Consider the following 25370-nt stretch of genomic DNA (forward strand, 5'->3'; position numbering starts at 1 on the left):
GCGCGACTAGGCAACTTGAAAATAGAAGGCATCGCACCGGTAGGGAAGGGCGATGCCTTCTTCATATGTGTGCCCCAAGTGTTCGTGGAGATACCAGTGCAAGTTCGCCTCCACCTTGGCGCGTGTGGCGGGCTTGGAACGAAGCCAGTAGGAACGTGTCCGTGCCAGCAACACGATGTCTTCGATAGTCAGTGTCTGCTCCCAGGCCAGGCGTACCTCATCGACTAACTCCAACTCTGGACCAACCTCGGGGTAGAAGCCGGGCCGCAACACGTCACCGGCGTGCATGATGCGGCTGAGCCGATGCACCCACGGTACGGAGACGTCCAAGGTGTTCCACACCAACATAGCCACACCATCGGTGCGTAAAACCCGCGCAAATTCTTTACTTGCAGCTGCCGTGTCCACCCAGTGCCACGTCTGCGCACATGTTGCTACATCGACGCTGTCGGACTCCAGTCTCGTGCGCTCCGCAGTACCTTCCAGGCATTCCGCCGCTGGCACATTGTGCATCAGTGCTTGCCGCATCGCGGTGGAGGGATCGAGTGCCAGCAGGGTGGCATCGCGGTAGACGTCGGCAAGCGAGGCGGTGAGCTTTCCAGTGCCGGCGCCGATATCGGCGACTACCTGTGGGCGCGGTGCAAGGCGGGTAAGCGCTTCGATGACGGTTGGAGGATATTCGGGGCGCACGCGGTGGTAGCCCGAGGCGCCGTCGGCGCTTTCCTGCAGGTCGTCGTCGAAAGTAGCGCTTGCGCGGTGGCGGTCAGCGGCATCGCGGAACGTTGGCGTATCGCGTGCTGACGTCGGTGGAATCGGTGGGTGTTCGTTAACTCCGGGCACGACTTATACCCTAGGGCACGCACGCGGGGCCATCGCTAGTAGACTCTACAAACATGACCGCTGCATACGCTGATGACTTGATGGACTTTGATGAGGTCCTCGAACGTTTTGACCCGGTAATGGGCATGGAGGTTCACGTCGAGCTCTCGACGAATACCAAGATGTTCTCCTCCTCCTCGGCGCACTTTGGTGCCGAGCCGAATAGCAACGTCGATCCCTGCAGCCTCGGCCTGCCGGGCGCGCTGCCCGTGGTTAACCGTCAGGGCGTTGAGTGGGCCATCAAGATTGGCCTTGCGCTGAACTGCGAGATTGCTGAGTCCTCCCGCTTCGCGCGCAAGAACTACTTCTACCCGGACCAGCCGAAGAACTACCAGATTTCGCAGTACGACGAGCCAATCGCCTACGACGGATATCTTGACGTTCAGCTTGACGACGGCACGGAGTTCCGTGTCGAAATCGAGCGCGCTCACATGGAAGAAGACACCGGCAAGCTGACGCACCTGGGCGGTGCCGATGGTCGTATTCACGGCGCCACGCGTTCGCTGGTGGACTGCAACCGCGCAGGTATTCCGCTGATCGAGATTGTGACTAAGCCGATTCTCGGTGCAGGAGAGCGAGCCCCAGAGGTTGCTCGTGCGTACGTTTCTGCACTGCGTGACCTGGTGAAGTCCCTCGGTGTCTCCGATGCCCGCATGGACCAGGGCTCAATGCGTGTGGACTCCAACGTTTCCCTGCGCCCAATTGGCCAGGAGGAGTTCGGTACTCGTACCGAGACCAAGAACATCAACTCCCTGAAGTCGGTTGAACAGGCTGTTCGCTACGAGATGCAGCGCCAGGCTGCTGCGATTACCAATGGCGAGGAGATCGTTCAGGAAACCCGCCACTACCAGGAGACCGACGGTACGACTTCTAAGGGCCGCCCGAAGGAGTCGCAGTCGGACTACCGCTACTTCAACGACCCGGATTTGCCACCGGTTATCGCTCCGCGTGAGTGGGTGGAGGAAATCCGCGCAACTCTGCCGGAGCTGCCGTGGGTTCGCCGCGCTCGCATCCAGGAAGAGTGGGGTCTGAAGGACGAAGAAATGCGCGACCTGGTTAACGCCGGCGCACTCGACCTGATTGTCGACACCGTTGAGGCTGGTGCCGGCCCGGCTGAGGCTCGTTCCTGGTGGGTCGCTTACCTCGCTCAGAAGGCCAACGAGGCAGGCGTGGAGCTGGCTGAGCTCGCAATTACTCCGGCACAGGTCGCCCGCGTGATTGCTCTGATTGAAGAGGGCAAGCTCACCAACAAGCTGGCCCGTAAGGCCGTCGACGGCGTGCTCGCAGGCGAGGGCGATGTTGATGAGGTCGTTGCTGCCCGTGGCCTGGAGGTCGTTCGCGACGACGGTGCTATTGAGAAGGCCGTCGACGATGCACTGGCTGCTAATCCGGACATCGTGGAGAAGTACCGAGCTGGCAACAAGAAGGTTGTCGGTGCCATCGTGGGGCAGGTCATGAAGGCCACCCGCGGCAAGGCAGACCCGGCTCAGGTTAACCAGCTGATTGCGAAGAAGCTGAGCTAGCAACACCGAGCTAGCCTCCCTGAAAGCTAATCCGGGGAACCGCCGGCGGCACCATCGCTCGGCAGTCTGACGACGCGCTCGTCAGACTCCGACGGTTGTGCCCCGGCGGTTTTGTTTGTCGTGGCACCCCAAACTTCAATACCCTGATTCGCTGCGACAGCTGCTACATGCGAGATGTGGCCGAAGTCGCCGTCGACAAGCACCTCAGGGGAACCCTTGACTTCCCACGCCGCGTCGGGCCCACTGTACTGTGGCCCCACCGGCATGGAGATGACCTTCTGCGCGTCTGGGATGGCAATGACCACGCGGTCACCCATCACTGCGCATCCACCGATGGAATCGTTCAGGTCCACACCGCCGAGGGGGTTAATCACAGGGCCGGTGAGCTGAACCAGCTGCGGGGTGCCGTCGAGAATGGCGGTTGCCAACGGCGGCATTCCGTCAGGACCATGGCAGAACTGCTGAAACTCAATGCCGGGATCCCCCACGAGCAATTTGCGCGGGGACAGGGCGCCCGAATTTCGGTCAAAATAGATACCGAGAATGCCCGGCTCGCTGAGATCCGGAAGTTCGCGCACATCAGCGGTGCCGCCCTCCACGAGGGTGACGCGCGCGATGGTGTCGTCGTCACGCAAAACAAAGACCTGGCGGTCCTCTTCAACCGAGGGACTGGGCAGCAACTGTTTTGCAGGGGCGCCGAGCCGTGCGACCTCACGCGGTGTCTTACCCGGTGCGACAACGGTGAGCGCACCGTCATCGGTGGCGATGAGAGCCTCCCCAGGGGCCGTTGAGGCTAGCGCGGTGGTAAGCGGTAGGCAGGCGGCGAGAGTGACATCGTCGAGGTCACAGGGGCCTTTGTCTTTGGCTTTGCTTTCCGTGGTCGGTACCGGGGTAGAGGGCAAATCAGGGGAGGAAAACTTTGGCATGGCAATGCCCGTCGGCTCTGACTTGTCTTCCGTAAACGGCAACTCAAGCGCGTTCGAGGCACTCATGCAGCCGGAAAGAGAGACCATCCCGATGACACCAGCGGCGAGCGCAGCACGACGACGCCGCCCGCGAGCGCGAGCCTGTGCACTGCTGGTGTGGACGAGGTGGAATCCCATAGGCATACACAATACAGCCTCGTTTCACGGCCACGCCTGCGACCAAAAGTGAGGCAGTAGATTTAATGTGGACGATGTGAGCGACTCAGAGAAGTACCCGAACGACCGCGCCCTCGAGAATGTGGAGGACGGATTCGATGACGATCTCGACGTCCCGACCTACCGCAAGCTCGCTGAGCCAATGAACGAAGAAACCAACCGTGATGACAGCGACAACACCGCAACGCAGGTTTTTCCGGGTGTGCCGGAAAAGCGCGTAGCGGAGGAGTCGGAGGCAGACCAGGAAAACCTGCCGCCGGAATCCACTGCTGTATCAGAGACAGTGGCAGAGACAGAGGTCGATCCGAGCTCGGAACCGGAGCCTGAAGTTCAGGAAGCCCCGAAGAAGCGCTACGATGCCTACGCCGCTGCAGGCCGCACGGCACCTCAGGTGATTAGCCCTGCCGGTAAGCCTTCGCCGCGGGATGAGCAGGCTGAAACTGAGTCAGCGCCCGCGGCTGATAAAGAGTCGGAGGTGGCCCCGGAGTCGGAGGCAACCGAAATCTTTGAGCAGCCGGCTCGTAGTGAGCGCGTTGATTCAGACGAGGATTTCAGCCAGCCGACGCAAGCCTTCTCGGCTTCTGAAGCGGCAGCAGCGTCCGCAGCGGGAGCTACTGCAAATAAGTCGGAAGCACAGCCAGCATTCGACGATGAGGCGGAGCCGACCTATGACTCTTCACGCAATTCCGCAGCTGAGACTCAGTATTTCGATGAATCGGATTTCGCTGAACCGGCTGCGTCCCGCGATACCGCTGGTGCAGCTGGCGCCGCTGGTGTTGCAGGAGCAGGCGTAGGAGCCGCCGGGGCAACTGCTGCTACGACTACCGCCGCTGCTGACGACGATGAAGACACGGACTTCTACGACGACAACGAACCGGAGTTCCGTCGCGGTACCACTGACTTCGGCCTCCTGCTGCTGCGTCTTGGATTGGGTGCGCTACTGCTGGTCCATGGTCTGACAACGCTGCTCGGCTGGGGCAACTCCGGTGGCACCACTGCGCTGGAGACACAGTTTAGCCAGAACAACTTTGCCCTCGGCCCTGTAATGGCCACTGCCATCCCAACGGTTCAGCTTATCGCGGGTGCCCTGCTTATCTTGGGTCTCGCGACACCGCTGGCCGCGGCGTTGGCGCTGGCATTGTCCGCCTACCTCAGCATGTTTGATGTGGCTACCTCTGCCAATGGTGTGAATATCGTTGGCCAGGACTCCAGTAACCTCCAACTACAGCTGTTGATGACCGCCATGGCGCTTGGCTTGCAGTTCACCGGCCCGGGCCGTATCGGCATCGATTTCGGACGCGGCTGGGCTCGTCGACCACTGGCATCGTCGTGGATCTTCGGAATTCTGTCCATCGCCGCAGCAATTGGCCTGTGGTGGCTGACGACCGGAACGCTGCCGTTTGTTGGCTAAGGCGGCTCGCAGCTGCACAAACAGTCGAGCGACCTAAACTAGGTTCTCGGTTAGGGTCGGGGTACAATGCCCCCTATGCCAAAGTCGAGACACGCACTAAAGACCACCCTCGCGGTGGTCTTTTTCATGTCTTCGATAGGCGCTACAACGTCGATTCACTCACCTTCGACAGCCGCTGCCGGCGAGCACAATGAGGTTGCAGCCTCCGTCTCGTCGGCAAGCGTCTGGCCGACTCATGAGGTGAGTCTGCCGCGCATGAACCTCAACGCCGAAGGGTTGATCGAGACTGACCCGCGCACGCAAATGGCGGTGAGCTACGAGCCGGTGGGCGTGGGGTACAGCAGCCAGGCATCGCAACGCCCGCTGCCGGCGCTATCCCTGATTAAGTTGTATATCGGTCAGTATGTGCTCGAACACGGCACTGCCGACGATGCCGAGCGCGTCGAAAAGATGATTTCGCGTTCCGACGACGATTTGGCCGCCGACTTTTACCGGAAGTACCCGGAATCGGTCGATTCCATTGCGACCGAGTACGGCCTGTTCAACACTTCCGGCGGAGAAAAGTGGGGAGTATCGAGGACCACCGCGGAAGATGTGGTGTCTTTTATTTCCCAGCTTCATCTGAAGCATCCTAATTCTGAGGTGCTCGAGGCGATGCGACACTGGTCGCCGATTGCTGCCGATGGCTATCGACAGAATTTTGGTCTTGCCGGGCTGCCCGGCTCTGAAGGCGCGAAAATGGGCTGGTCCAACCGGCGTTCGTGGCACTCTTCCGTTGTTTTTGGCCCCGGATATGTAATGGCGGCCATTACCGAGGGCGGCAAATATGCACACACCGGGGACGTCGCTGAGGGGATTGCCGACGTCGAGTACCGGGATTTGGTGAAGCCCACGCAGAAGACTGGGCGCAAAGCCACTCTAGAAACGCCAAAGGCCCGTGCGGTAAGCACAGGTCTTTAAGCGGGTTTGATCTAGCTAGTCGACAATGCGGACCGCCCCCTTATCCGCACTGGACGCCATCTTGGCGTATGCGCGCAGCGCCTTGGAGACCTTGCGCGGACGCGGCTTGTGCGGAGTAAAAGGCTTATCGCGCTTGAGCTCCTCATCGCGGCGAGCGGCCAGCTCCTCGTCGGACACCTGAATCTCGAGCCGTCGTTCAGCGACATCGATGTACACCGGGTCGCCGTTGCGGACGAGACCGATTGCGCCGCCGGCAGCGGCCTCCGGGGAAACGTGGCCGATAGACAGTCCGGAGGAACCGCCGGAGAAGCGACCATCGGTGACCAGCGCACAGACCTTACCCAGGCCAGCGCCCTTGATGAATGCAGTCGGGTGCAGCATCTCCTGCATGCCAGGGCCGCCGGAAGGACCCTCGTAGATGACAAAGAGAACTTCGCCCGGCTGCAAGGTGCGGTTCAAGATGACCGAGACAGCCTCTTCTTGGCTCTCTACGACGCGAGCGGTGCCCTCGAAGTGGAACTGATCCTCGCCGATACCGGCGGTCTTCAGGATAGCGCCGTCCTCGGCGATGTTGCCGCGCAGGACACACAGACCGCCTTCCTTCGTGTAGGCGTGGTCGAAGTCGCGGATGCAGCCATTTTCGGAGTCCGTATCCAGGCTCTCCCAACGGTTGGATGTGGAGAACGGCTCGGTGGTGCGCACGCCGCCAGGGGCTGCGTGGAACAGTTCAATCGCTTCGTCAGTGGCCTTGCCGCCGCGGATATCCCAATTGTCCAGGTGCTCCTCCAGAGATGGGGAGTGAACGGAGCGGACACTCATTTGCAGCAGGCCCGCGCGGCGCAGTTCGCCGAGGATGGCTGGAATACCACCGGCGCGGTGGACGTCCTCCATGTAGTAGTCCGAGTTCGGTGCCACCTTGGACAGACAAGGCACGCGGCGCGAAATCGCGTCGATGTCAGAGAGGTCGAAGTCGATCTCGCCCTCCTGGGCGGCAGCGAGAATATGCAGCACCGTGTTGGTGGAACCGCCCATGGCAACGTCGAGCGTCATTGCGTTGACAAAGGCGTCGCGGTTGGCGATGTTGCGCGGCAGCACGGACTCGTCACCATCGTGGTAGTAGCTCTTCGCCAGGTCCACAATCAGTTCACCGGCGCGCGTGAACAAATCGCGACGCGCCTGCTGAGTTGCCAGGGTAGAACCGTTACCCGGCAGGGACAGGCCGAGGGCCTCGGTCAGGCAGTTCATCGAGTTTGCAGTGAACATGCCCGAGCACGATCCGCAGGTCGGGCATGCCGAGCGCTCGATGTCGAGCAGGTTCTTGTCATCGACCTTGTCGTTCGCGGATGCAGAAATAGCCGAGACGAGGTCAGAGCCGGGCTTGACGACGCCATCGATAACAATCGAAGATCCCGATTCCATCGGCCCGCCGGAAACGAAGACCACCGGGATATTCAGACGCAGAGCCGCATTGAGCATGCCCGGCGTGATCTTGTCACAGTTGGAAATACAGACCAATGCGTCAGCGGTGTGAGCGTTGACCATGTACTCGACAGAGTCAGCAATAATCTCACGGGACGGCAGCGAGTAGAGCATGCCGTCGTGACCCATCGCAATTCCGTCGTCGACAGCAATGGTGTTGAACTCACGGGGGACGCCACCGGCTGCGGTTACAGCTTCTGCGACGATGTCGCCAACGTCCTTCAGGTGCACGTGACCCGGAACGAACTGAGTGTAAGAGTTGGCAATTGCGATAATCGGCTTGCCGAAGTCGTTATCGGTCATGCCAGTTGCGCGCCATAGCGAACGCGCACCTGCAGCATTACGGCCGGCAGTGGTGACTTTAGAGCGAAGGGGAATCATGGGGGCTGCCCTTCCTAGATAGGGTGCAAGGTAATTAATTATCCATATTAATCACAAAAAGCCCCTAATGTCTCATTTCATGGTCACTAGTGTCCGCATAATGAGATTTAGGGGCTTTGTGGACTGCTTATATGTTACTCGGCAGAGGCGTCACCTTTAGCCTTGGCACCTTTGGCTTTAGCACCTTTAGCCTTGGCATCAGCCTCAACCTCACTGACCTTCTTCATTACGGAGTAGCCATCGCGGTCGAAAACCTCGACCTTGTCATTTTCCGCCATACGAGCCGAAGCGATCGGATCTGGAATCAGACCGCCAGTGGCTTCCTTCAACTCCGGCAGCGAATTAAAAGAGATGGCCGGCAGGGCGATGCGCTCATCTGACTTGGTTACCGCAAAGGCGCGGCCGCCCTTGTTGAAGAAGATGCCCGCAAAATCGCCCCAGGGCACCGAACGGCGCTTGGACAATAGGTACACCGCAGTGATGCCGCGTGGCCCTACGGTGGTGCGTACTCGGAAAATCCAAAGCGTATAAATCAACGGTGCCAGGAAGGTAATGGCCAGCCACGGGGCAAAACCGGTGGCAATTACACACAGCACGAGCATGAACGCAACGATGAACAGATGCGTCTTCTGTGGGCGAAATCGCTGCGTCGCAATTTTTAGCTGTGGAGTCGAGTCAGTCATGGCCTTTGATTGTAGCGGGTAGTTCGGATTGGTTAATGCGCGGTAGGCAGTTGCGCGTTATTGCGCCCCGGCCGAGTTTGGTTCTGCGTTGTTAGTGGAGTCTGTCGACTGTGATCCGCCAGTGTTCTCGTTGTCGGTGTTGCTCTGGGTAGAGTCTGGCTCGGTGGAGGTGGCGGTCGAAGGTGCGCGGTTCTGCGTGCTCTGAGGCTGCTGTGAAGTCTCGGACGGCTGATTCTGTGATGTCTGAGTCTGCTGTGAAGTCTCGGTGGGCTGCACACTCTGTGTGGTACTAGTCGGCTGGTTCGATGATTGCGGAGCTGATGACTCTTCCGAGTCCTCTTCCTGTGTCGTTACCCGATCGCTCCACCTGCTCGGTGCTAGCCATCCGGATGGGCCGCCCTCGGTCTCGACCGTCATGAGATTCAAAACGCCGAGGACAATTAGGGTTGCCAAGAGCATGATTGTCGAAACGCGAGCACGTCCACCGGCAGAGAGGAATCGCCGGATCTTCTGGCGCGTCGTGAGCGTCTTCCAGTCAGGGTGGCTAACCAGCTTGCGGATGGCATTGTTGCTTCCGCTGTCCTCTTGCTCGCGTCGAGCATCATCGAGGTCAGCACCCGCATGCGGCAGGTCGGATCGCTCGTTCCCGTCTTGCTTATCGACGGTCTGAGTTTCCATCAGTTTGGTTTCTGCGGTATCCGGCTGGGCAGTAGTGTCCGCTACCGCTTCGACAACTTCGGTTGGAGCGCTGTCGCCGTCGTCAAGCTGTTGTTTTTTCTCTTGCTTAGCATCGGCCTGCCTGAGCTGTTCGATCATCGTGTCATCGCGGACATGACCGGTGATTTCTTCGGCGGGAGCAAACGGGGTCTGTTGGGCGCGCTCGCCGTAGTCATCCCACCAAGTGTCGATGACTGCGGCGCGGATGGCGCGCTCGATGAGCCATTGGTCGCCCGGTTTGCAGTCGACAATCAAGCGCATAGTGACGGTCCACGGCAGTCCCATAACCGTTGGCGGATTGAGTTCTGTGGAGGACTGCAATTTGATCTCAGAGAGAACTGCGTCCTTGACGGAGTCCAGTGCGATTGCACGCTTGGCGGCGGCGACAGTGCGCTCTTCCAGGTCCTTAATGGAGCCACCGGCGGTCATCGGTACGGGAACTTCAACAACAGCACGGGACCACTGCGAGGAGTAGTTGATACACATGCGTGCCTCGGAGTTCGGCACGATAATTTCCTCGCCGTTGAGGGTGCGGATGGTGGTGGCGCGCAATGTCATATTGACCACGTCACCCTGCACGGTGCCCGAAGGGGCATGGAACTCAACCCAGTCGCCAATGCCGTACTGCTTCTCGGCGATGATGAACAGTCCGCCAAGGAAGTCGGCGATTACTCCCTGTGCGCCAAAACCAACAGCGGCGGAAACAACCGTCGCGGGGATAGCGGCGGCGGTCAGTGAGATTCCGAATTTCGACAGAATCGCGATGATTAAGACGAAGTATGCAATGACTTCGACGATGTAAACCACAGCGCCAATCAGTGCGCGCCGTCCCTTGGACTGCTCCTCTGAAGAGGAGATGTTTCCGTCCGCAATTGCCAGAACGAAACGTCGGATACGGGGAACAAGAATTAGCAGAATGGCCAGACATGCGATGGCAAGGCCGTTATTGGCCACCCATTGCCATGTCCGTAACAACATGTATTGCAAGAATTCCATGCCATCCACCGTAGGTCGTTCGCCTTAATATGCGCTGAGTTTAAAGGTAAAGAATTATGCATAAAGACGAGCTTTGGACTTGGGGCTTGCGGGGCTTGGGCGTGTAGGGCTCGGGTGTGCAGGCTTGGGTGTCCCCGGGGTCGTGGTCGGAGAGTTTCTGGGTAGAGTGATTCCCAAAGTTGGGGCGGGGTTCTCGTTGGAATCGGGTGGGTGCTCGGGGTGTGATACGGGTGGCGTGTCCAATTGGCGGGATTGACTTCTCACTATGTGGACGTTATGGTCGTATTCAACGTCACATTCGTAGCTTCTTAGCGGGAATGTGAGTTGAGTAGTTGCCCACCATGATCCAGGAGCGAAATCGTGAACGCGCACGAGCAGCACACCCCATCGCCCGCCCAATTCGCGGCCAAGGCGCGTACCAGCGCCCCCGAGCGAATTTCTGGTGCAAAAGCCATTGTCCGATCCCTTGAAGAGCTCGGCGTCGAGGTAGCCTTCGGTATTCCCGGTGGTGCAGTGCTTCCGCTCTACGATCCGATTTATGACTCGGAGAAGCTTCGCCACGTCCTGGTGCGCCACGAGCAGGGAGCTGGCCACGCTGCCACTGGTTACGCGCAGGTTTCCGGCAAGGTTGGTGTCTGTATCGCGACTTCCGGCCCGGGTGCTACTAACCTGGTGACCCCGCTCGCGGATGCTCAGATGGACTCCGTTCCGGTTGTCGCTATCACTGGTCAGGTCGGTCGCCCGCTGCTGGGTACTGACGCTTTCCAGGAGGCTGACATCCGCGGTGTGACCATGCCGATTACGAAGCACAACTTCATGGTCACCGAAGCTGAGGACATCCCGCGCGCGCTTGCCGAGGCCTTCCATTTGGCATCCTCTGGCCGTCCAGGTCCGGTTCTGGTCGATGTCCCGAAGGACCTCCAGAATACGATGATCGACTTCACCTGGCCGCCGGAGATTGATCTGCCGGGCTACCGTCCTGTGACGACTCCGCACCAGCGCCAGATTGACGAAGCCGCTGAGATGATTGCTGCTGCAAAGCGTCCGGTGCTCTACATCGGTGGTGGCGTCATTAAGGCTGATGCTTCCAAGGAGCTGGTCGAGTTCGCCGAGCAGACCGGAGTTCCGGTCGTGACCACGCTGATGGCTCGCGGCGCATTCCCGGACTCGCATCCGCTGCACATGGGTATGCCGGGCATGCACGGCAAGGTGTCGGCCGTCGCTGCTCTGCAGAAGTCCGACCTGCTCATCACGATTGGCGCGCGTTTCGACGACCGTGTTACCGGTGATCTGAATTCCTTCGCGCCGAACGCGAAGGTAATCCACGCCGACATTGACCCGGCAGAGATTGGCAAGCTCCGTGAAGTTGATGTTCCCATCGTCGGCGATGCCCGCGAGGTCCTTGCCGCACTTAGCGAGTCCTACACCAAGCTCGGTCTTAGTCGCCCGCAGATTGCCGACTGGCTGAAGCTTCTCGACGGTCTCCGCGACGAGTTCCCCCTCGGGTGGGAAGAACCCGCTGATGGTGCAATCGCTCCGCAGTTTGTAATTCAGACTCTGTCCGACATCGTTGGCCCAGATGCCATCTATGCCGCTGGCGTCGGCCAGCACCAGATGTGGGCAGCGCAGTTCGTCCAGTACGAGAACCCGCGCACCTGGCTTAACTCCGGTGGTGCCGGCACGATGGGCTACTCAATCCCGGCTGCGATGGGTGCCAAGGCGGCTGCTCCAGAAAAGGAAGTCTGGGCCATCGACGGTGATGGTTGCTTCCAGATGACCAATCAAGAGCTGACCACCTGTGCAATGGAAGGTTTTCCCATCAAGGTTGCCTTGATTAACAACGGTAATCTGGGCATGGTTCGTCAGTGGCAGACGCTGTTCTACGATCAGCGCTACTCCAACACCAAGCTGCGCCCGGAGGATAACTCCTACCTGCCGGACTTCGTCCAGCTCTCCGAGGGGCTTGGCTGCGTGGCGATCCGCGTGACCAAGAAGGAAGATGTCGCGGCGGCGATTAAGAAGGCACGCGAGATTAATGACCGACCGGTGGTTATTGACTTCATTGTCGGTGAGGATGCTCAGGTGTGGCCGATGGTGGCAGCTGGCAAGTCCAATGATGAGGTCGAATACGCCCGCGGTCTGCGCCCGCTGTTCAACGATGAGAATTCAGCAGCTGAGGCCCCGGCTGACATCCACGGCACTGTTGTGGACAACGCCGAGGACGCCGCGAAGCAGCCCGACGCTAACCACCCGTCCATGAAGACCCGCTAATCGGGATCCGAAGCAACAGGAAGTGAGCCCCAAAATGGCTGAACTGCACACTCTATCCGTGTTGACCCTCGATGAGCCGGGTATTCTGGTCCGCATTGCGGGCATGTTCACCCGTCGAGGTTTCAGCATCCAGTCGATTACCTCGGGTGAGACTGAGACCGAGGGAGTCAACCGCATCACCGTCGTGGTTGAGACGGAGACGCTGCCGATCGAACAGATCACTAAGCAGCTGAACAAGCTGGTGCCCGTGCTGAAAGTGGTCCGCCAGCCCCCAGAGACCATGGTGTCGCGCGGACTGCTGATGGTGAAGGTTTCCTGCGACAACACCAATCGTCCGCAGGTAGTCGATGCCGCCAATCTCTTCCGTGCCCGTGTGGTGGACGTTTCTCAAGAGTCTGTCATCATTGAGGCGACGGGTGAGCGCTCGAAGCTTGTAGCCCTGCTGGAGGTCCTCGAGCCGTTTGGTATCCGTGAGCTCATTCAGTCCGGTACCGTCGCAATGGCACGTGGGCCGAAGCCGATGCTCCAGGCCCGCTAACAACTAAACGCTAAGATTTTTAACGAATCCGATTCGAAAAGAGGCTAACTTTAATGGCTATTGAACTGCTGTACGACGACGATGCTGATCTGTCCATCATCCAGGGACGTAAGGTTGCCATCCTGGGCTACGGTTCCCAGGGCCACGCTCACGCTCAGAACCTGCGCGAGTCCGGTGTCGAGGTTGTTATCGGTCTGCGTGAAGGCTCCAAGTCCGCTGTGAAGGCTCAGGAAGCTGGCTTCGAGGTTAAGTCCAACGCAGATGCCGCTGCATGGGCAGACGTCATTATGGTGCTGGTTCCGGACACCACCCAGGCAAAGGTTTACAGCGAGGACATCGAGCCGAACCTGAAGGACGGCGACGCGCTGTTCTTCGGCCACGGTCTGAACATCCACTTCGACCTCATCAAGCCGGCTGACAACATCACCGTCGGTATGGTTGCTCCGAAGGGCCCGGGTCACCTGGTTCGTCGTCAGTTCGTCGATGGCAAGGGCGTTCCGTGCCTGATTGCCGTTGACCAGGACCCGAAGGGCGAGGGCCGCGACCTGGCTCTGTCCTACGCTGCAGCTATCGGTGGCGCCCGCGCTGGCGTTATCCCGACCACCTTCGAGGCAGAGACTGTGACCGACCTCTTCGGTGAGCAGGCTGTTCTCTGTGGTGGCACCGAGGAACTGGTCAAGGTCGGTTTCGAGGTTCTGGTTGAAGCTGGCTACGAGCCGGAGATGGCATACTTCGAGTGCCTGCACGAGCTGAAGCTGATTGTTGACCTGATGTTCGAGGGCGGTATTGCCAACATGAACTACTCGGTCTCCGACACCGCTGAGTTCGGTGCCTACCTGTCTGGCCCGCGCGTTATTACCGCTGATACCAAGCAGCACATGCGCGAGATTTTGTCTGACATTCAGGACGGCACCTTCACCAAGCGCCTGATTGCCAACGTCGAGGGCGGCAACAAGGAGCTCGAGGACCTGCGCGCTTCTTACAACAACCACCAGATTGAAGAGGTCGGCTCCAAGCTGCGCGACCTGATGAGCTGGGTTAAGGTCGACGCTCGCGCTGAGACTGCCTAAGTTTGTTGCTTAAGCGAATCCCTCGCTTGTTCGCGAAGTAGGGCTTCATCACTGAGCTTCACCGCCGTGATGAGGCCCTTTTCGTATCTCTCTTACTAGTTTTCTTTCACTGAACCGTGTGGGGTAGACGTGTGGAATAAACGTCTGAGCTAAAAGCAACTACTGCCAAACGGGTGTAGCCCCAGTCCTATCCGGGGTTCTAATCTGGGTTGAAAGGTCTCCCTCAACAAAGACGTTCGATAGTCTAATCGTTGAAATCAAATCATTTCACGGAGGTAAATGTGCGAGTATCCGCAATGACGCGGCGCGTGACGGCAACCGTTGCCCTGACGGTCAGCCTGGCGTTGGGGTCAAGCGCCTTGGTCGCGTGTGGAAATTCCGACAGCGCTGTTTCCACGAAGAAGGTGGACGCTGAATCGACGGTGCTTAGCGACGACATCGCAGCGTCGGAAAGTCTGATCGACAGTTCGGAAGCGGTTGTCGTTTCCTCGGCTGGCTCTGCTGAGCAGCGTAGGGCGGCAGGCATCGCGGTTGCTGCTGGTCTGCCGATGCTAGTGGCTGGTTCTGCCGAAGATGCGGAAGATGACACTACTGCCAAGAGCCCGAAGAAGGATGCTCGTGGCCGTGATACTGGCGCCGATATCGCCGATGTGGAAAAAGAGATTGACCGCCTGGGCGCAAAGACAGTCCTTACTGTGGGGGCAGTTGACCTGACTGGCGAAGAGGGCCGTCAGATCATTGCGGATCCGGGTACGACCGATGGCCTTAAGGAGCTCGTCGGTACCGAGTTTAAGGTTCTCAAGGAGACGGAGTCGAAGCCGACTCGCGCTGTCGTTGAGATGGATCCGGAGAAGCCAACTGTCGTCGAGGGCGATGCAACGAAGGATGGGGCAGCCAACCAAGAGGCTCAGGATCGCGCCAGCGATGGGCAGGACGACAAGGGACAGGAGAGCGTCACCCTGCCGAAGGGATCTCCGAAGGAGGTCAAGGACACATTGGCACTGGCCGCACCGGGTACCGGTTTGGCCTCCATTGCTACGGCCCGTGCCGCTGGCCTGAAGGTCAGTTGGTTGCCGGTGGGCGACGCGCGTGCTACCTCTGAGTCGATTTCCGCTGCTCGCGACGGCGAGTCCCTGATTGCTCTGGGTAAGGTTTTCGGCGATAAGGACAAGTTTGATCAGTCCATCGAGCTTGCCAAAGATGACAAGGTTAAGGAGCTGCCAGGTGGAGGCACACTGCTGTTCCCCGGTCGTCATCTGATTGCAACGTATGGTCACCCAGGTGTCGCTCCATTGGGCGTGATGGGCGAGGATGATCCGGAGGATGCCGTCGCACGTGCGAAGGACTACGTCAAGCAGTACGAGAAGTTCGCTGATGACCCGGTACTGCCGGCCTTCGAGATTATCGCTTCGGTCGCGCAGGCTGACCCGGGTCCACGCGGTGACTACTCCGAGCCAGCTCCGGTTGAGACTCTGAAGCCGTACGTCGAGGCCATGACCAAGGCCGGCGGCTACGTCATCATCGACCTGCAGCCGGGTAGTGCAGACTTCCTGGACCAGGCCAAGTTCTACGAAGAACTGCTGAAGATGCCAAACGTCGGTCTGGCGCTGGACCCGGAGTGGAAGATGGAACCGGGGCAGGTTCCGGCGACCCAGGTTGGTCACGTTAAGGCTGAAGAAGTCAACCGCGTTGCTGATTGGCTGGCTGAGCTGACTCGTAAGAACAACCTTCCGCAGAAGATGCTGATGCTGCACCAGTTCCAGCTACAGATGATTCGCGACCGCGAGACGCTGGATCTGTCGCACCCGGAGCTCGCATTCGTTCTGCATGCCGACGGCCATGGCACCGCGCAGGAGAAGTTTGAGACCTGGAACGTTATGCTGCAGGATTTGCAGCCGGAGATTTTCGAGGCGTGGAAGAACTTCATCGACGAGGATCAGCCGATGTTTACTCCTGAGGAGACCATGAACATCGAGCCGCGTCCGTGGTTGGTTACGTACCAGTAGGTTATAGACCAGCAGAAATAAAAATATAACGCCAAATATTTGCCGACTTGAATGTCGGGGGCAACGGCGCTTACTCCCTAAACAAAGGGTAGTAAGCGCCGTTTTGCTTAGGTAAGTCCCCCCGTGTCTCACCCCCAGAGTTTATGATGAGACGTAATGCGCGTGCACGCTTTAGTAGTTTTCTTAAGTGACACCGCACATACTGCATAAACTTTTCGAGACAAACCAGGAGATGCTTGTGAGCCAGAACGCTCGCCCCGTTGTCCTCATCGCCGACAAGCTGGCACAGTCCACTGTGGACGCATTGGGGGATTCTGTTGAGGTCCGTTGGGTAGATGGCCCGAACCGCGCTGAGCTCCTGGCTGCGGTTGGTGATGCTGACGCACTTCTCGTCCGCTCCGCTACCACCGTGGATCAGGAAGTCCTCGAGGCTGCTCCGAATCTGAAGATTGTCGGTCGCGCCGGCGTTGGCCTGGATAACGTCGACATCGATACCGCTACCAAGCGCGGCGTCATGGTTGTCAACGCTCCGACCTCTAATATTCACTCTGCATGTGAGCACGCAATCGCACTGCTGCTGGCCACCGCTCGCCAGCTGCCGGCTGCGGACGCGTCCCTGCGTGAGGGGGAGTGGAAGCGCTCTTCCTTTAAGGGTGTCGAAATCTTCGGCAAGACCGTCGGTATCGTCGGTTTCGGTCACATCGGCCAGCTGTTTGCGCAGCGTCTCGCTGCTTTCGAGACCAACATCATTGCGTACGATCCGTACGCGAACCCGGCTCGTGCTGCTCAGCTCGGTGTTGAGCTGGTTGAGCTGGAAGACCTGATGGCTCGCGCTGATTTCGTGACCATCCACCTGCCGAAGACCAAGGAAACCGCTGGCATGTTCGATGCTGAGCTCCTGGGCAAGGCCAAGAAGGGCCAGATCATCATCAACGCTGCCCGCGGCGGTCTCGTCGACGAGCAGGCGCTTGCCGACGCGATCAAGGCAGGCAACATCCGCGGTGCTGGCTTCGACGTATACGCGACCGAGCCGTGCACGGATTCCCCGCTGTTTGGTCTGCCGGAAACTGTTTGTGCTCCGCACCTGGGTGCCTCCACCGTTGAGGCTCAGGACCGTGCGGGTACCGATGTCGCTAAGTCCGTGCTGCTGGCACTGGCTGGCGAGTTCGTCCCGGATGCTGTCAACGTTTCCGGTGGCGCTGTCGGTGAAGAGGTGGCCCTGTGGCTCGAGCTGGCTCGTGAGCTGGGGCTGGTTGCTGGCGGTCTGCTCGAGGGCGCTCCGGCCGCTGTTGAGGTCACCGCTCGCGGTGAGCTGCACACTGAGGACGTTAACGTTCTGGGTATGGCAGCAATCCGTGGACTGTTCTCCCTCATGGTGGAAGAGCCGGTCACTTTCGTCAACGCTCCGCGTATCGCAGAAGAGCGTGGTGTGACCTTCACTGTCGAGACCGAGCCGGAGTCCGTCTCCCACCGCTCCGTTCTCGAAGTCAAGGTCATCGGTGCTGATGGCTCCACCGCTACCGTCGTTGGTGCTCTCACTGGCCTGAACCGCGTCGAGAAGATTGTCCGTATCAATGGCCGCGGCATCGACATGCGTGCTCAGGGCCGTAACCTCTTCCTGCTGTACAAGGACGTTCCGGGCGCTCTGGGTTGCGTTGCTACCACCCTGGGTGAGTCCGGCATCAACATCGAGGCTGCTGCTCTGTCTCCGCAGGAAGCAGATCAGACTGCCATCCTGGTGCTGCGCGTTTCCAAGGAGGTTCCGGAGGAGCTCGTCGAAAAGATTACCGAGGAGATCTCCGCTACCCACGCTCTGCAGCTTGAGCTGGACTAGTTCTGAGCGCCTAGACGTTTTAGAGCTAGTCTCTAGCGCAGCTTCTACTGCATGAAAAATCCCCTCCGCATGGAGGGGATTTTTGTTTCCCAGCTGATCTATGCAGCCGTAGCCCTACTGCCTAGCCCTTCATCGAGCCCTTCTCAATCATGTTGACGTGGAAGTCGAAAGCAGTACGCAGATCGTGCGGGGTAGACATGCCCGGAGCGGTCTTCAGCGCGCGCTCGTAGTACTCCTCCAGCAGTGGCTGGTACTCCGGGTGTGCAACGGAAATCAACTTCGCCACGCGGTCACGTGGTGCCAGGCCACGCAGGTCAGCGAATCCACGCTCGGTGATGATGACCATGGCGTCGTGCTCGGTGTGGTCAATGTGCGAAGCGAACGGAACGATAGTCGAAATCGCACCGTCCTTCGCCAGCGACGGCGAGATGAACGAAGAAACGAAGGCGTTACGGGTGAAGTCACCGGAACCACCGATGCCGTTCATCATTCGGGAGCCGTTGATGTGGGTGGAGTTGACGTTGCCGTAGATGTCGGCCTCAATCATGCCGTTGGTGGCGATCAGGCCGACGCGACGGACAACCTCCGGGTGGTTAGAAATCTGCTGCGGGCGCAGAATGATGTTCTCGCGGTAGCGAGCAGCCTCGTTGTTCATACGCTCGGCAGCTTCCGGAGACAGGGAGAAGGAGGTAGCCGAAGCGACGGTCATCTTACCTGCGTCAATCAGGTCAATCATGCCGTCCTGAATAACCTCGGTGTAGGCCTTGATGTTCTCAAACTTGGAGTCCAACAGACCCGCCATCACGGCGTTCGGAACGTTACCGACGCCCGACTGCATGATGTACTGGTCGTAAGCCAGGCGACCCGCGCGAACTTCGCCCTCGAGGAAGTCGAGGAAGTGGCCGGCAATGGCCTTCGAGGTCTCATCCAACGGCTTGAACGGGGAGTTGCGGTCCGGCGCGTTGGTCTCGACAACTGCGACAACCTTGTCCAGGTTGATGTCGATGTAAGGGGTGCCAATGCGGTCACCCGGAGCGTTGATCGGCACCGGCGTGCGGTTAGGCAGGTGCTGAATGCGGTAGATGTCGTGCATGCCCTCGAGTTCCTCGGACTGCCACGAGTTGACCTCAATGATGATCTTGTCAGCGTTGTCCATCCACTCGACGTTGTTGCCAACGCTTGACGACGGAACGAGGTGTCCATCTTCCGTAATACGAGTGACCTCAACAATTGCGGCGTCAATCGGCAGGAAGCCCTGCTCGATGTACAGCGCGGAGTGGGAGAGATGGATGTCCTGGTACTTCGCCTTGCCCGAGTTGATGGACTTACGCAGTGCCGGATCGCCCTGGTACGGCATGCGGTAGCGGATGATGTCAGCTTCTGCCATCACGCCGTCACAGTCCGGGGCAGTGGAAGCGCCAGTGTAGATGTCGACAGCGAACTCTTCACCCTTGGCGTGGAGTTCCTTGCCGCGGTTTGCCAGCGCAGTCGGCAGGGCCTTCGGGTAGCCAGCACCGGTGAAGCCAGAGATGCCGAGGGCATCACCATGATTGATAAACTGTGCAGCCTCGTCGGCGGTCATTACCTTGCCGCGCAAACCGGCATGTGCGATGCGATCAGACATGTCATCTCCTAGATAGACTGTTCGACTTTAGTTTTGTCGCCTAACCTAGCATGCGCTAACAGTGTGTTGCCACACCCGCAGGTTGAGAAGTGATTTATGACACTCTGATCGCTTCAGCGGGTCGTTTATCGGCGCTCTTCCAGGGGCTTTGTTACAGCAATTCCCGCACTTCTTCGTCGGTCAGCATGGCATCCTCGAACGCTTGCAGTGTGGCCTCTGGGTTAAATTTCACACCGATGAGTACGACCTCATTGGATGGTGGGACATCGGTCTGCGCCCACATGACGGCAGGGGTGATTTTCAGGTTCGGCCCCGCCTGACTCCACACGTGGGCGACTTCGAGGCGGTCGGAAATCCAGCAGTGCCCCTTGGATCGTACGAGCCCCTTTGTGCCGCGGAGAGCCTTGATTAGTCGTTCGCGGTCGAAGGGTCGATTGCCTCGGAAAACAACCGAAGAAATGCCGTATTCTTCAGTCTCCGGCGTGTGGGGATTCGCAAGTTCTTCTGCATATCCGTGGAAAGTGGCCGCGGTACCTTCGTCGTAAAGCGATGCGTCGAGAATGGCAGAGGTGGCGATTTCGCCGTTAGTCACGCGGACGATGCGTGCGCGGGGGTTCATTGCGCGGATCGTTTCCTCGGTACCGCCGGTGAGCTTTTCGCCGGCGAGGTCGGATTTGGTGATGAGGATGAGATCGGCGAATTCCACCTGGTCGACGAGGAGGTCGGCGACCGTGCGTTCGTCGTCAGGCAGTGCGCGTCCCTGGCGGAGACTGTCGAGGAATGTAGAGGCGTCGACGAGCGTGACCATCGTGTCGATGGGGGCGATGTCGGCGAGGCGACGGCCGTCGTCGAATTCCCACTCGAAGGTAGCGGCGACTGGCATGGGCTCGGAGATGCCGGTGGATTCGATGACGATGTGCTCGAACTTGCCGCTGCGCGCGAGCTTGCCGACGTTTTCAACGAGGTCATCTCGCAGCGTGCAGCAGATGCAGCCGTTGGACATTTCGATGAAACGGTCCTCGCCGCGCTCGAGATATGTGCCCTGCTCGATGAGGGCGGCGTCGACGTTGACTTCCGAGAAGTCGTTGACGATGACCGCGATTTTGCGCCCCTGTGAGTTTGCCAGGAGGTTGTTCAGGAGGGTGGTCTTGCCGGCGCCCAGGAATCCGGACAGGACGGTGACGGGAGTGGTCTCGGTGGTGCTATCAGAAAATTCGGTAGAAGTCACCCGACAAGATTAACGTACTGAAAATGATTATCAATAACTGCTGTGTGAATTGGGCTAGGCAAGGGGTTGTAAATGTGTCGCATGGCTGATTGTCGACCAGTTGTGACGTAGGCCATAAAACGGTGTTGTAGTCGGTTTTAGTGTCGCGTGAGGTGTGCCTAAAATGGGAGCGCTTTCGGGCATCTGAATGAATGTCGCTAACCGCTTCGTTGATAGGGTTGGGGGTGTGCTTTGGTGTTCGAAGCACTACCCCCGATAGTCGTGTTGGGGGATATAGAAAGGTGAATTCATGTCAGATCGTATTGCCCATGCTGGTCTCAAATCCAAGGTGATGACCGCGCAGGAGGCGGCGCAGTTCATCAACCACGGAGACATGGTGGGCTTTGCCGGATTTACCGGTGCTGGCTACCCGAAGGTTGTCCCGCCGGCTCTCGCTGAGCGCATGGAGGCCGCTCACGAGCGTGGCGACGAGTTTAAGATTAAGGTCTTGACCGGCGCGTCTACCGCTCCGGAACTTGATGGTGCGCTGGCGAAGGCCAATGGTGTTGAGTGGCGTATGCCGTACCAGTCCGACCCGGGAATGCGTAACCGTATTAATGCAGGCGATGCCTTCTATAGTGATATTCACCTGTCGCACTCTGGCCCGATGACTGAGCAGGGCTTCTTTGGTCCGGTCAATGTTGCCGTGGTCGAAGCTGTTCGCATTAAGGCCGATGGCTCCCTGATTCTTTCCTCTTCGGTTGGTAACAGCATTTCTTACTTGAATGCTGCAGAGAAGATCATTATTGAGGTCAACTCCTGGCAGTCCGAGGATCTCGAGGGTATGCACGACATCTACAGTGTTGGGCTGCCTCCGAACCGTAAGGAGATTCCGATTGTGAACCCGGGGGATCGCATCGGTACTCCGGATGTTCAGATCGATGTCGATAAGGTTGTCGCTGTCGTCGAGACGAACGCCGAGGACCGTAACTCGCCGTTCAAGCCGCTGGACGATGACTCTAAGGCCATTGCCGGCTACCTGCTCGACTTCCTCGATGGGGAGGTCAAGGCCGGTCGTCTGCCGGAGAACCTGCTGCCGATGCAGTCGGGTGTCGGTAACATTCCGAACGCTGTGCTCGCAGGCCTGCTCGACTCCAAGTATGAGAACCTGACCTCCTTCACTGAGGTTATCCAGGACGGCATGGTCGACCTGATGGATGCTGGCAAGCTGACCGTGGCTTCCGGTACCGCATTCTCGCTGTCCCCGGAGTACGCAGCTCGTATGAACGAGAATGCCGCTGACTACCGCGAGAAGATCGTTCTGCGTCCGCAGGACATCTCCAATAACCCGGGTCTGGTCCGCCGCATGGGGCTGATTACCACCAACGGCATGATTGAGGCTGACATCTACGGCAACGTCAACTCCACCCACGTAGCTGGTTCGCGCATGATGAACGGCATTGGTGGTTCCGGTGACTTCACCCGTAACGCCTATATCTCTACGTTCGTGTCGCCGTCGCTGGCGAAGAATGGCGATATTTCCGCAATCGTGCCGATGGTCTCTCACGTTGACCACACTGAGCATGACGTGATGGTCATCATCACTGAGCAGGGTCTGGCTGACCTCCGTGGGCTGGCGCCGCGTCAGCGTTCCCGTGTTGTCATTGAGAAGTGTGCGCACCCGATGTACAAGGAGGCGCTGCTCGAATACGTTGAGCGTGCTGAGAGGGCCACCCCGTACCTGCATACTCCGCATGACCTGGGTACTTCTTATGACTTCCACCGTCGTTTCCTCGAAAACGGTTCCATGAAGCCGGTCGGCTAGGTTTCTAGTGCGGTTCCCGCTTTACGACGAAGTTTGCGTCGTAGGGCGGGATTTTCTTTCGGCTTTAGTTCGAAATAGTGTTCGAATAATGTGGAGATTTTTGGGGTGCGCAGCGGTTTGAATCCGGGGTGGGGGATATGGTGTGGGCGAATTGATAAAGAACTGTTCGTTAGGGGACCTCGTTAGGGAGGGGACAGTGCAATGTCAGAGTTGGAATCGTGTGGGGAATTTCGGTTCAGCCATGAGGTGAGGGCTCATTCGCTCGCTGAAGTGATGCGCGAGATTAATCGTCTGCAGATGGTTATCGCTCAGCGGGTCGCACCACCAGATGATGGCGATGTCGAAGCTCATTTGGCTTATTGGTCGGTGGTGCTTGGAATCTCACGCGCCGAAGTGAACAAATATATGGAAATTGGCTACATGCTTGGACGTATGCCGCAACTAGCGGAAATGTGTCAGGAGCGCGGGCATTTGTCGATGAGGCATTTAGCAATGCTTGGTAAACATACCCGACCTGTAGCCGATGACAAGGTTGACGCAGTGGAGTCGGGTCTCGTGGACGTCGTTAAGCCTAGGCGCGACGGGGAGGCACTCCGTGGCGTGCGTGCGATGGCAACGCGGGTGCAGCGAGTGATTGGTGAGTGTGCTCCGGAAGTGCGGCCACGTGATGTGGATGTCGCTGGGTTGCAGGCTGATAGGGTCCTGGCCCGGAATGTGGAGGCGACCGTAGATGCTGCAATTGATGCGGCGGCATACCAGGTCGAGGTGGATGGAGAGTCGGCGGATAATCCCGTGGAGTCGGAGGAGGTACGGGAGGTTCAAGCTGCGGCTCTCGACTACTTTGGCGATCGTATGACGGCTAGGGAGTTTATCGCAGTTGATGAACATGGTGACGCTGGAGTTACGACACTGACTACTGTCCTCGAGCGGCATCATGCAGTGGAAGCCCTTGCAATTATCGACGCAGTGGCTAAGAAGATGAAAGTGAGTCGCGCGGCAGCTTTCATGCATGCGTTACGCGGTACTTGTGAGGTGGAGGTGAATCTGGAACTCTTCCGAGTGTTCTCTCCCGGGGAGGATGGCGAACCGGAAAACACTCCAGTGTGGCTCGCTGGGGCTGGTTGGCTTTCTTCGCTGGTGGCCGAGTCTTGGCTGAAGCGGGTATCGGCATTGCGGGTGCTGGGGGATAGTGCGGTTGAGGGGTATCGGCCCTCTGAGTCTCAGCGTGCATTCGTGCGTGCCCGTGACGGTGTGTGTAGTTTTCCTGGATGCGATGTCCCCGCAGAAAAGTGCGATATCGACCATATTGTGGAATTTGATCACAGCCTTTCCGGTGGTGAGCGGCCAAAGGAAGGGGTCACGCACACAGATAATCTCCATTGTCTCTGTCGAAGGCACCACAACCTCAAAACTGCCGGTATGTGGCGAGTTGTTCGAGGTGATGATGGGATCGAAGCTTGGACGTTCCTCTCTTGTGATGAAGGGCCGTTTGCGCAGTCGGAAAAAGAGCACACCGGGCATGGTCGTTACACCTTTGCCTCGCAGACTGAAAAGAAGACCGCTGCGCTGGCTGAGCACAATGAGAAACGTCGCAAATTGCATGACAGTCTCCGCGGCCTAGTGGATAAGGTGCGGCGGGATATGGAAAAGGAGAGAGCAGTAGGCGGGGTGGATTGTGAAAACGATGGAGATGGTAAAAATCGCGCAGACAGTGACGGGGAGTGAGCGCTAGGTTCTGCTACACTCATTTGTGTCCATATAGTGAGAAGGGTATCTCAAAAATGACTGAGGTAGGAAAGCTGAAGATCGCCGTCATCCCGGGTGATGGCATCGGCACGGAAGTTACGGCAGAGGCGCTGAAGGTGCTCAAGGCTGCTATCGGCGAGTTCGACACTACCGAGTACGACCTCGGCTCGCGTCGGTACTTGCGCAATGGCGAACTGCTTACCGACGCTGACCTTGACTCCCTGCGCGAGCACGACGCTATTCTGCTCGGTGCCATCGGTGACCCGGCGAACGTACCTCCGGGCGTTCTCGAGCGCGGCCTGCTGTTGAAGATGCGCTTCGCGCTGGATCACCATGTCAACCTGCGTCCTTCCAAGCTCTTCCCGGGTGTCGAGTCACCGCTGAAGAACCCGGGCGACATTGATTTCGTGGTCGTCCGCGAGGGAACCGAAGGTGCCTACACTGGTAACGGCGGTGCGATTCGCGTCGGCACGCCACACGAGGTTGCCAACGAGACCTCCGTCAATACCCGCTTCGGTGCTGAGCGCGTCGTCCGCTATGCCTTCGAGCTGGCTATGACCCGTCGTAAGAAGTTGACCCTTGTCCACAAGACCAATGTGCTGGTGCACGGCGGCGGTATGTGGCAGCGCACGGTCGATGAGGTCGCTAAGGAATACCCAGAGGTAGATGTCGATTACTCGCACATCGACGCTGCGACAATCTACCTCGTCACTAATCCTTCGCGTTTCGACGTCATCGTCACCGACAACCTCTTCGGCGACATCATTACTGATGAGGCTGGTGCAGTGTCGGGCGGTATCGGCCTGGCGGCGTCCGGCAACATTGACGCCTCCAATGCCAACCCGTCCATGTTCGAGCCCGTTCACGGCTCCGCGCCTGACATTGCTGGCAAGGGGATCGCGGACCCGACGGCAGCCATTCTGTCGGGTGCCATGATGCTGCGCCACCTGGGTCGTGAGGAAGACGCCCAGCGCATCGAAGCTGCTGTGGAAGCTGACATGGCTACTCGCGGTAGTGGCCCAATCATGACCACTGAAGTTGGCGACCGCATTGCTGCTGCTTTGAAGTAGCGCAGTAA

General features: G+C 58.7%; 18 protein-coding genes. 11 read left to right on the forward strand and 7 right to left on the reverse strand.

What is annotated here, in order from left to right:
* Window positions 1-6: 6 nt before the first annotated feature.
* Complete coding sequence (locus CRD20_RS09505; protein WP_187405307.1) at window positions 7-840, reverse strand: class I SAM-dependent methyltransferase; 834 nt, start codon at window positions 838-840, stop codon at window positions 7-9.
* A gap of 53 nt (window positions 841-893) precedes the next feature.
* Between CRD20_RS09505 and gatB the strand changes: the two genes are divergently transcribed.
* Window positions 894-2402, forward strand: a complete 1509-nt coding sequence (gene gatB / locus CRD20_RS09510) for an Asp-tRNA(Asn)/Glu-tRNA(Gln) amidotransferase subunit GatB (RefSeq protein WP_016422487.1) — start codon at window positions 894-896, stop codon at window positions 2400-2402.
* A 26-nt stretch (window positions 2403-2428) separates the two neighbouring features.
* Here the strand turns inward: gatB and CRD20_RS09515 are convergent, their stop codons facing one another.
* Window positions 2429-3505, reverse strand: a complete 1077-nt coding sequence (locus CRD20_RS09515) for a glucose dehydrogenase (protein ID WP_255468813.1) — start codon at window positions 3503-3505, stop codon at window positions 2429-2431.
* A 76-nt stretch (window positions 3506-3581) separates the two neighbouring features.
* Between CRD20_RS09515 and CRD20_RS09520 the strand changes: the two genes are divergently transcribed.
* Window positions 3582-4955 (forward strand): DoxX family membrane protein, encoded by a 1374-nt coding sequence (locus CRD20_RS09520; RefSeq protein ID WP_257877142.1) that lies wholly within the window; start codon window positions 3582-3584, stop codon window positions 4953-4955.
* A 75-nt stretch (window positions 4956-5030) separates the two neighbouring features.
* Complete coding sequence (locus CRD20_RS09525; RefSeq protein ID WP_246824190.1) at window positions 5031-5915, forward strand: hypothetical protein; 885 nt, start codon at window positions 5031-5033, stop codon at window positions 5913-5915.
* 15 nt (window positions 5916-5930) lie between these two features.
* Here CRD20_RS09525 and ilvD read toward each other — a convergent pair whose 3' ends face one another.
* From ilvD to CRD20_RS09540, 3 genes are all read right to left on the reverse strand, one after another.
* A complete protein-coding gene (gene ilvD, locus CRD20_RS09530; RefSeq protein WP_070858475.1) occupies window positions 5931-7775 on the reverse strand; it encodes a dihydroxy-acid dehydratase in 1845 nt (614 codons plus the stop codon).
* Window positions 7776-7909: 134 nt separating this feature from the next.
* Window positions 7910-8458, reverse strand: coding sequence for a PH domain-containing protein (locus CRD20_RS09535; RefSeq protein WP_070643907.1), 549 nt, complete (start codon window positions 8456-8458; stop codon window positions 7910-7912).
* 57 nt (window positions 8459-8515) lie between these two features.
* Window positions 8516-10171: a mechanosensitive ion channel family protein gene (locus CRD20_RS09540; protein ID WP_070858491.1), complete on the reverse strand. Its 1656-nt coding sequence runs from the start codon at window positions 10169-10171 to the stop codon at window positions 8516-8518.
* A 360-nt stretch (window positions 10172-10531) separates the two neighbouring features.
* Here CRD20_RS09540 and CRD20_RS09545 point away from each other — a divergent pair, with 360 nt between their 5' ends.
* From CRD20_RS09545 to serA, 5 genes are all read left to right on the forward strand, one after another.
* Window positions 10532-12442 (forward strand): acetolactate synthase large subunit, encoded by a 1911-nt coding sequence (locus CRD20_RS09545; RefSeq protein ID WP_187405308.1) that lies wholly within the window; start codon window positions 10532-10534, stop codon window positions 12440-12442.
* A 34-nt stretch (window positions 12443-12476) separates the two neighbouring features.
* Window positions 12477-12980 carry an acetolactate synthase small subunit gene (gene ilvN, locus CRD20_RS09550; RefSeq protein WP_048735338.1) on the forward strand — a complete coding sequence of 168 codons (504 nt, stop codon included), beginning with the start codon at window positions 12477-12479 and terminating at the stop codon, window positions 12978-12980.
* Window positions 12981-13033: 53 nt separating this feature from the next.
* Window positions 13034-14050, forward strand: a complete 1017-nt coding sequence (ilvC, locus tag CRD20_RS09555) for a ketol-acid reductoisomerase (RefSeq protein ID WP_187405309.1) — start codon at window positions 13034-13036, stop codon at window positions 14048-14050.
* Window positions 14051-14331: 281 nt separating this feature from the next.
* Window positions 14332-16056 (forward strand): hypothetical protein, encoded by a 1725-nt coding sequence (locus CRD20_RS09560; protein ID WP_049172104.1) that lies wholly within the window; start codon window positions 14332-14334, stop codon window positions 16054-16056.
* 238 nt (window positions 16057-16294) lie between these two features.
* Entirely contained in the window at window positions 16295-17890 is a 1596-nt protein-coding gene (gene serA, locus CRD20_RS09565) for a phosphoglycerate dehydrogenase (protein WP_049194134.1), read from the forward strand.
* Between the two features lie 121 nt (window positions 17891-18011).
* On the opposite strand, the gene CRD20_RS09570 is transcribed toward serA, so the two are convergent.
* Both CRD20_RS09570 and CRD20_RS09575 read right to left on the reverse strand, forming a co-directional pair.
* Window positions 18012-19514, reverse strand: coding sequence for an acetyl-CoA hydrolase/transferase family protein (locus CRD20_RS09570; protein ID WP_049172105.1), 1503 nt, complete (start codon window positions 19512-19514; stop codon window positions 18012-18014).
* A gap of 151 nt (window positions 19515-19665) precedes the next feature.
* Window positions 19666-20742, reverse strand: coding sequence for a GTP-binding protein (locus tag CRD20_RS09575; RefSeq protein ID WP_049172106.1), 1077 nt, complete (start codon window positions 20740-20742; stop codon window positions 19666-19668).
* A gap of 289 nt (window positions 20743-21031) precedes the next feature.
* Here CRD20_RS09575 and CRD20_RS09580 point away from each other — a divergent pair, with 289 nt between their 5' ends.
* From CRD20_RS09580 to CRD20_RS09590, 3 genes are all read left to right on the forward strand, one after another.
* A complete protein-coding gene (locus CRD20_RS09580) occupies window positions 21032-22546 on the forward strand; it encodes an acetyl-CoA hydrolase/transferase family protein (protein WP_187405310.1) in 1515 nt (504 codons plus the stop codon).
* Between the two features lie 201 nt (window positions 22547-22747).
* On the forward strand, window positions 22748-24271 hold the full coding sequence (locus CRD20_RS09585) for an HNH endonuclease signature motif containing protein (protein ID WP_187405311.1): 1524 nt from the start codon (window positions 22748-22750) through the stop codon (window positions 24269-24271).
* A 74-nt stretch (window positions 24272-24345) separates the two neighbouring features.
* Window positions 24346-25362, forward strand: coding sequence for a 3-isopropylmalate dehydrogenase (locus CRD20_RS09590; RefSeq protein ID WP_187405370.1), 1017 nt, complete (start codon window positions 24346-24348; stop codon window positions 25360-25362).
* Window positions 25363-25370: the final 8 nt, after the last annotated feature.

Source organism: Corynebacterium sp. LK33 (genome assembly GCF_014334955.1).
In the GTDB taxonomy this organism is placed as follows: Bacteria; Actinomycetota; Actinomycetes; order Mycobacteriales; family Mycobacteriaceae; genus Corynebacterium; species Corynebacterium jeikeium_D.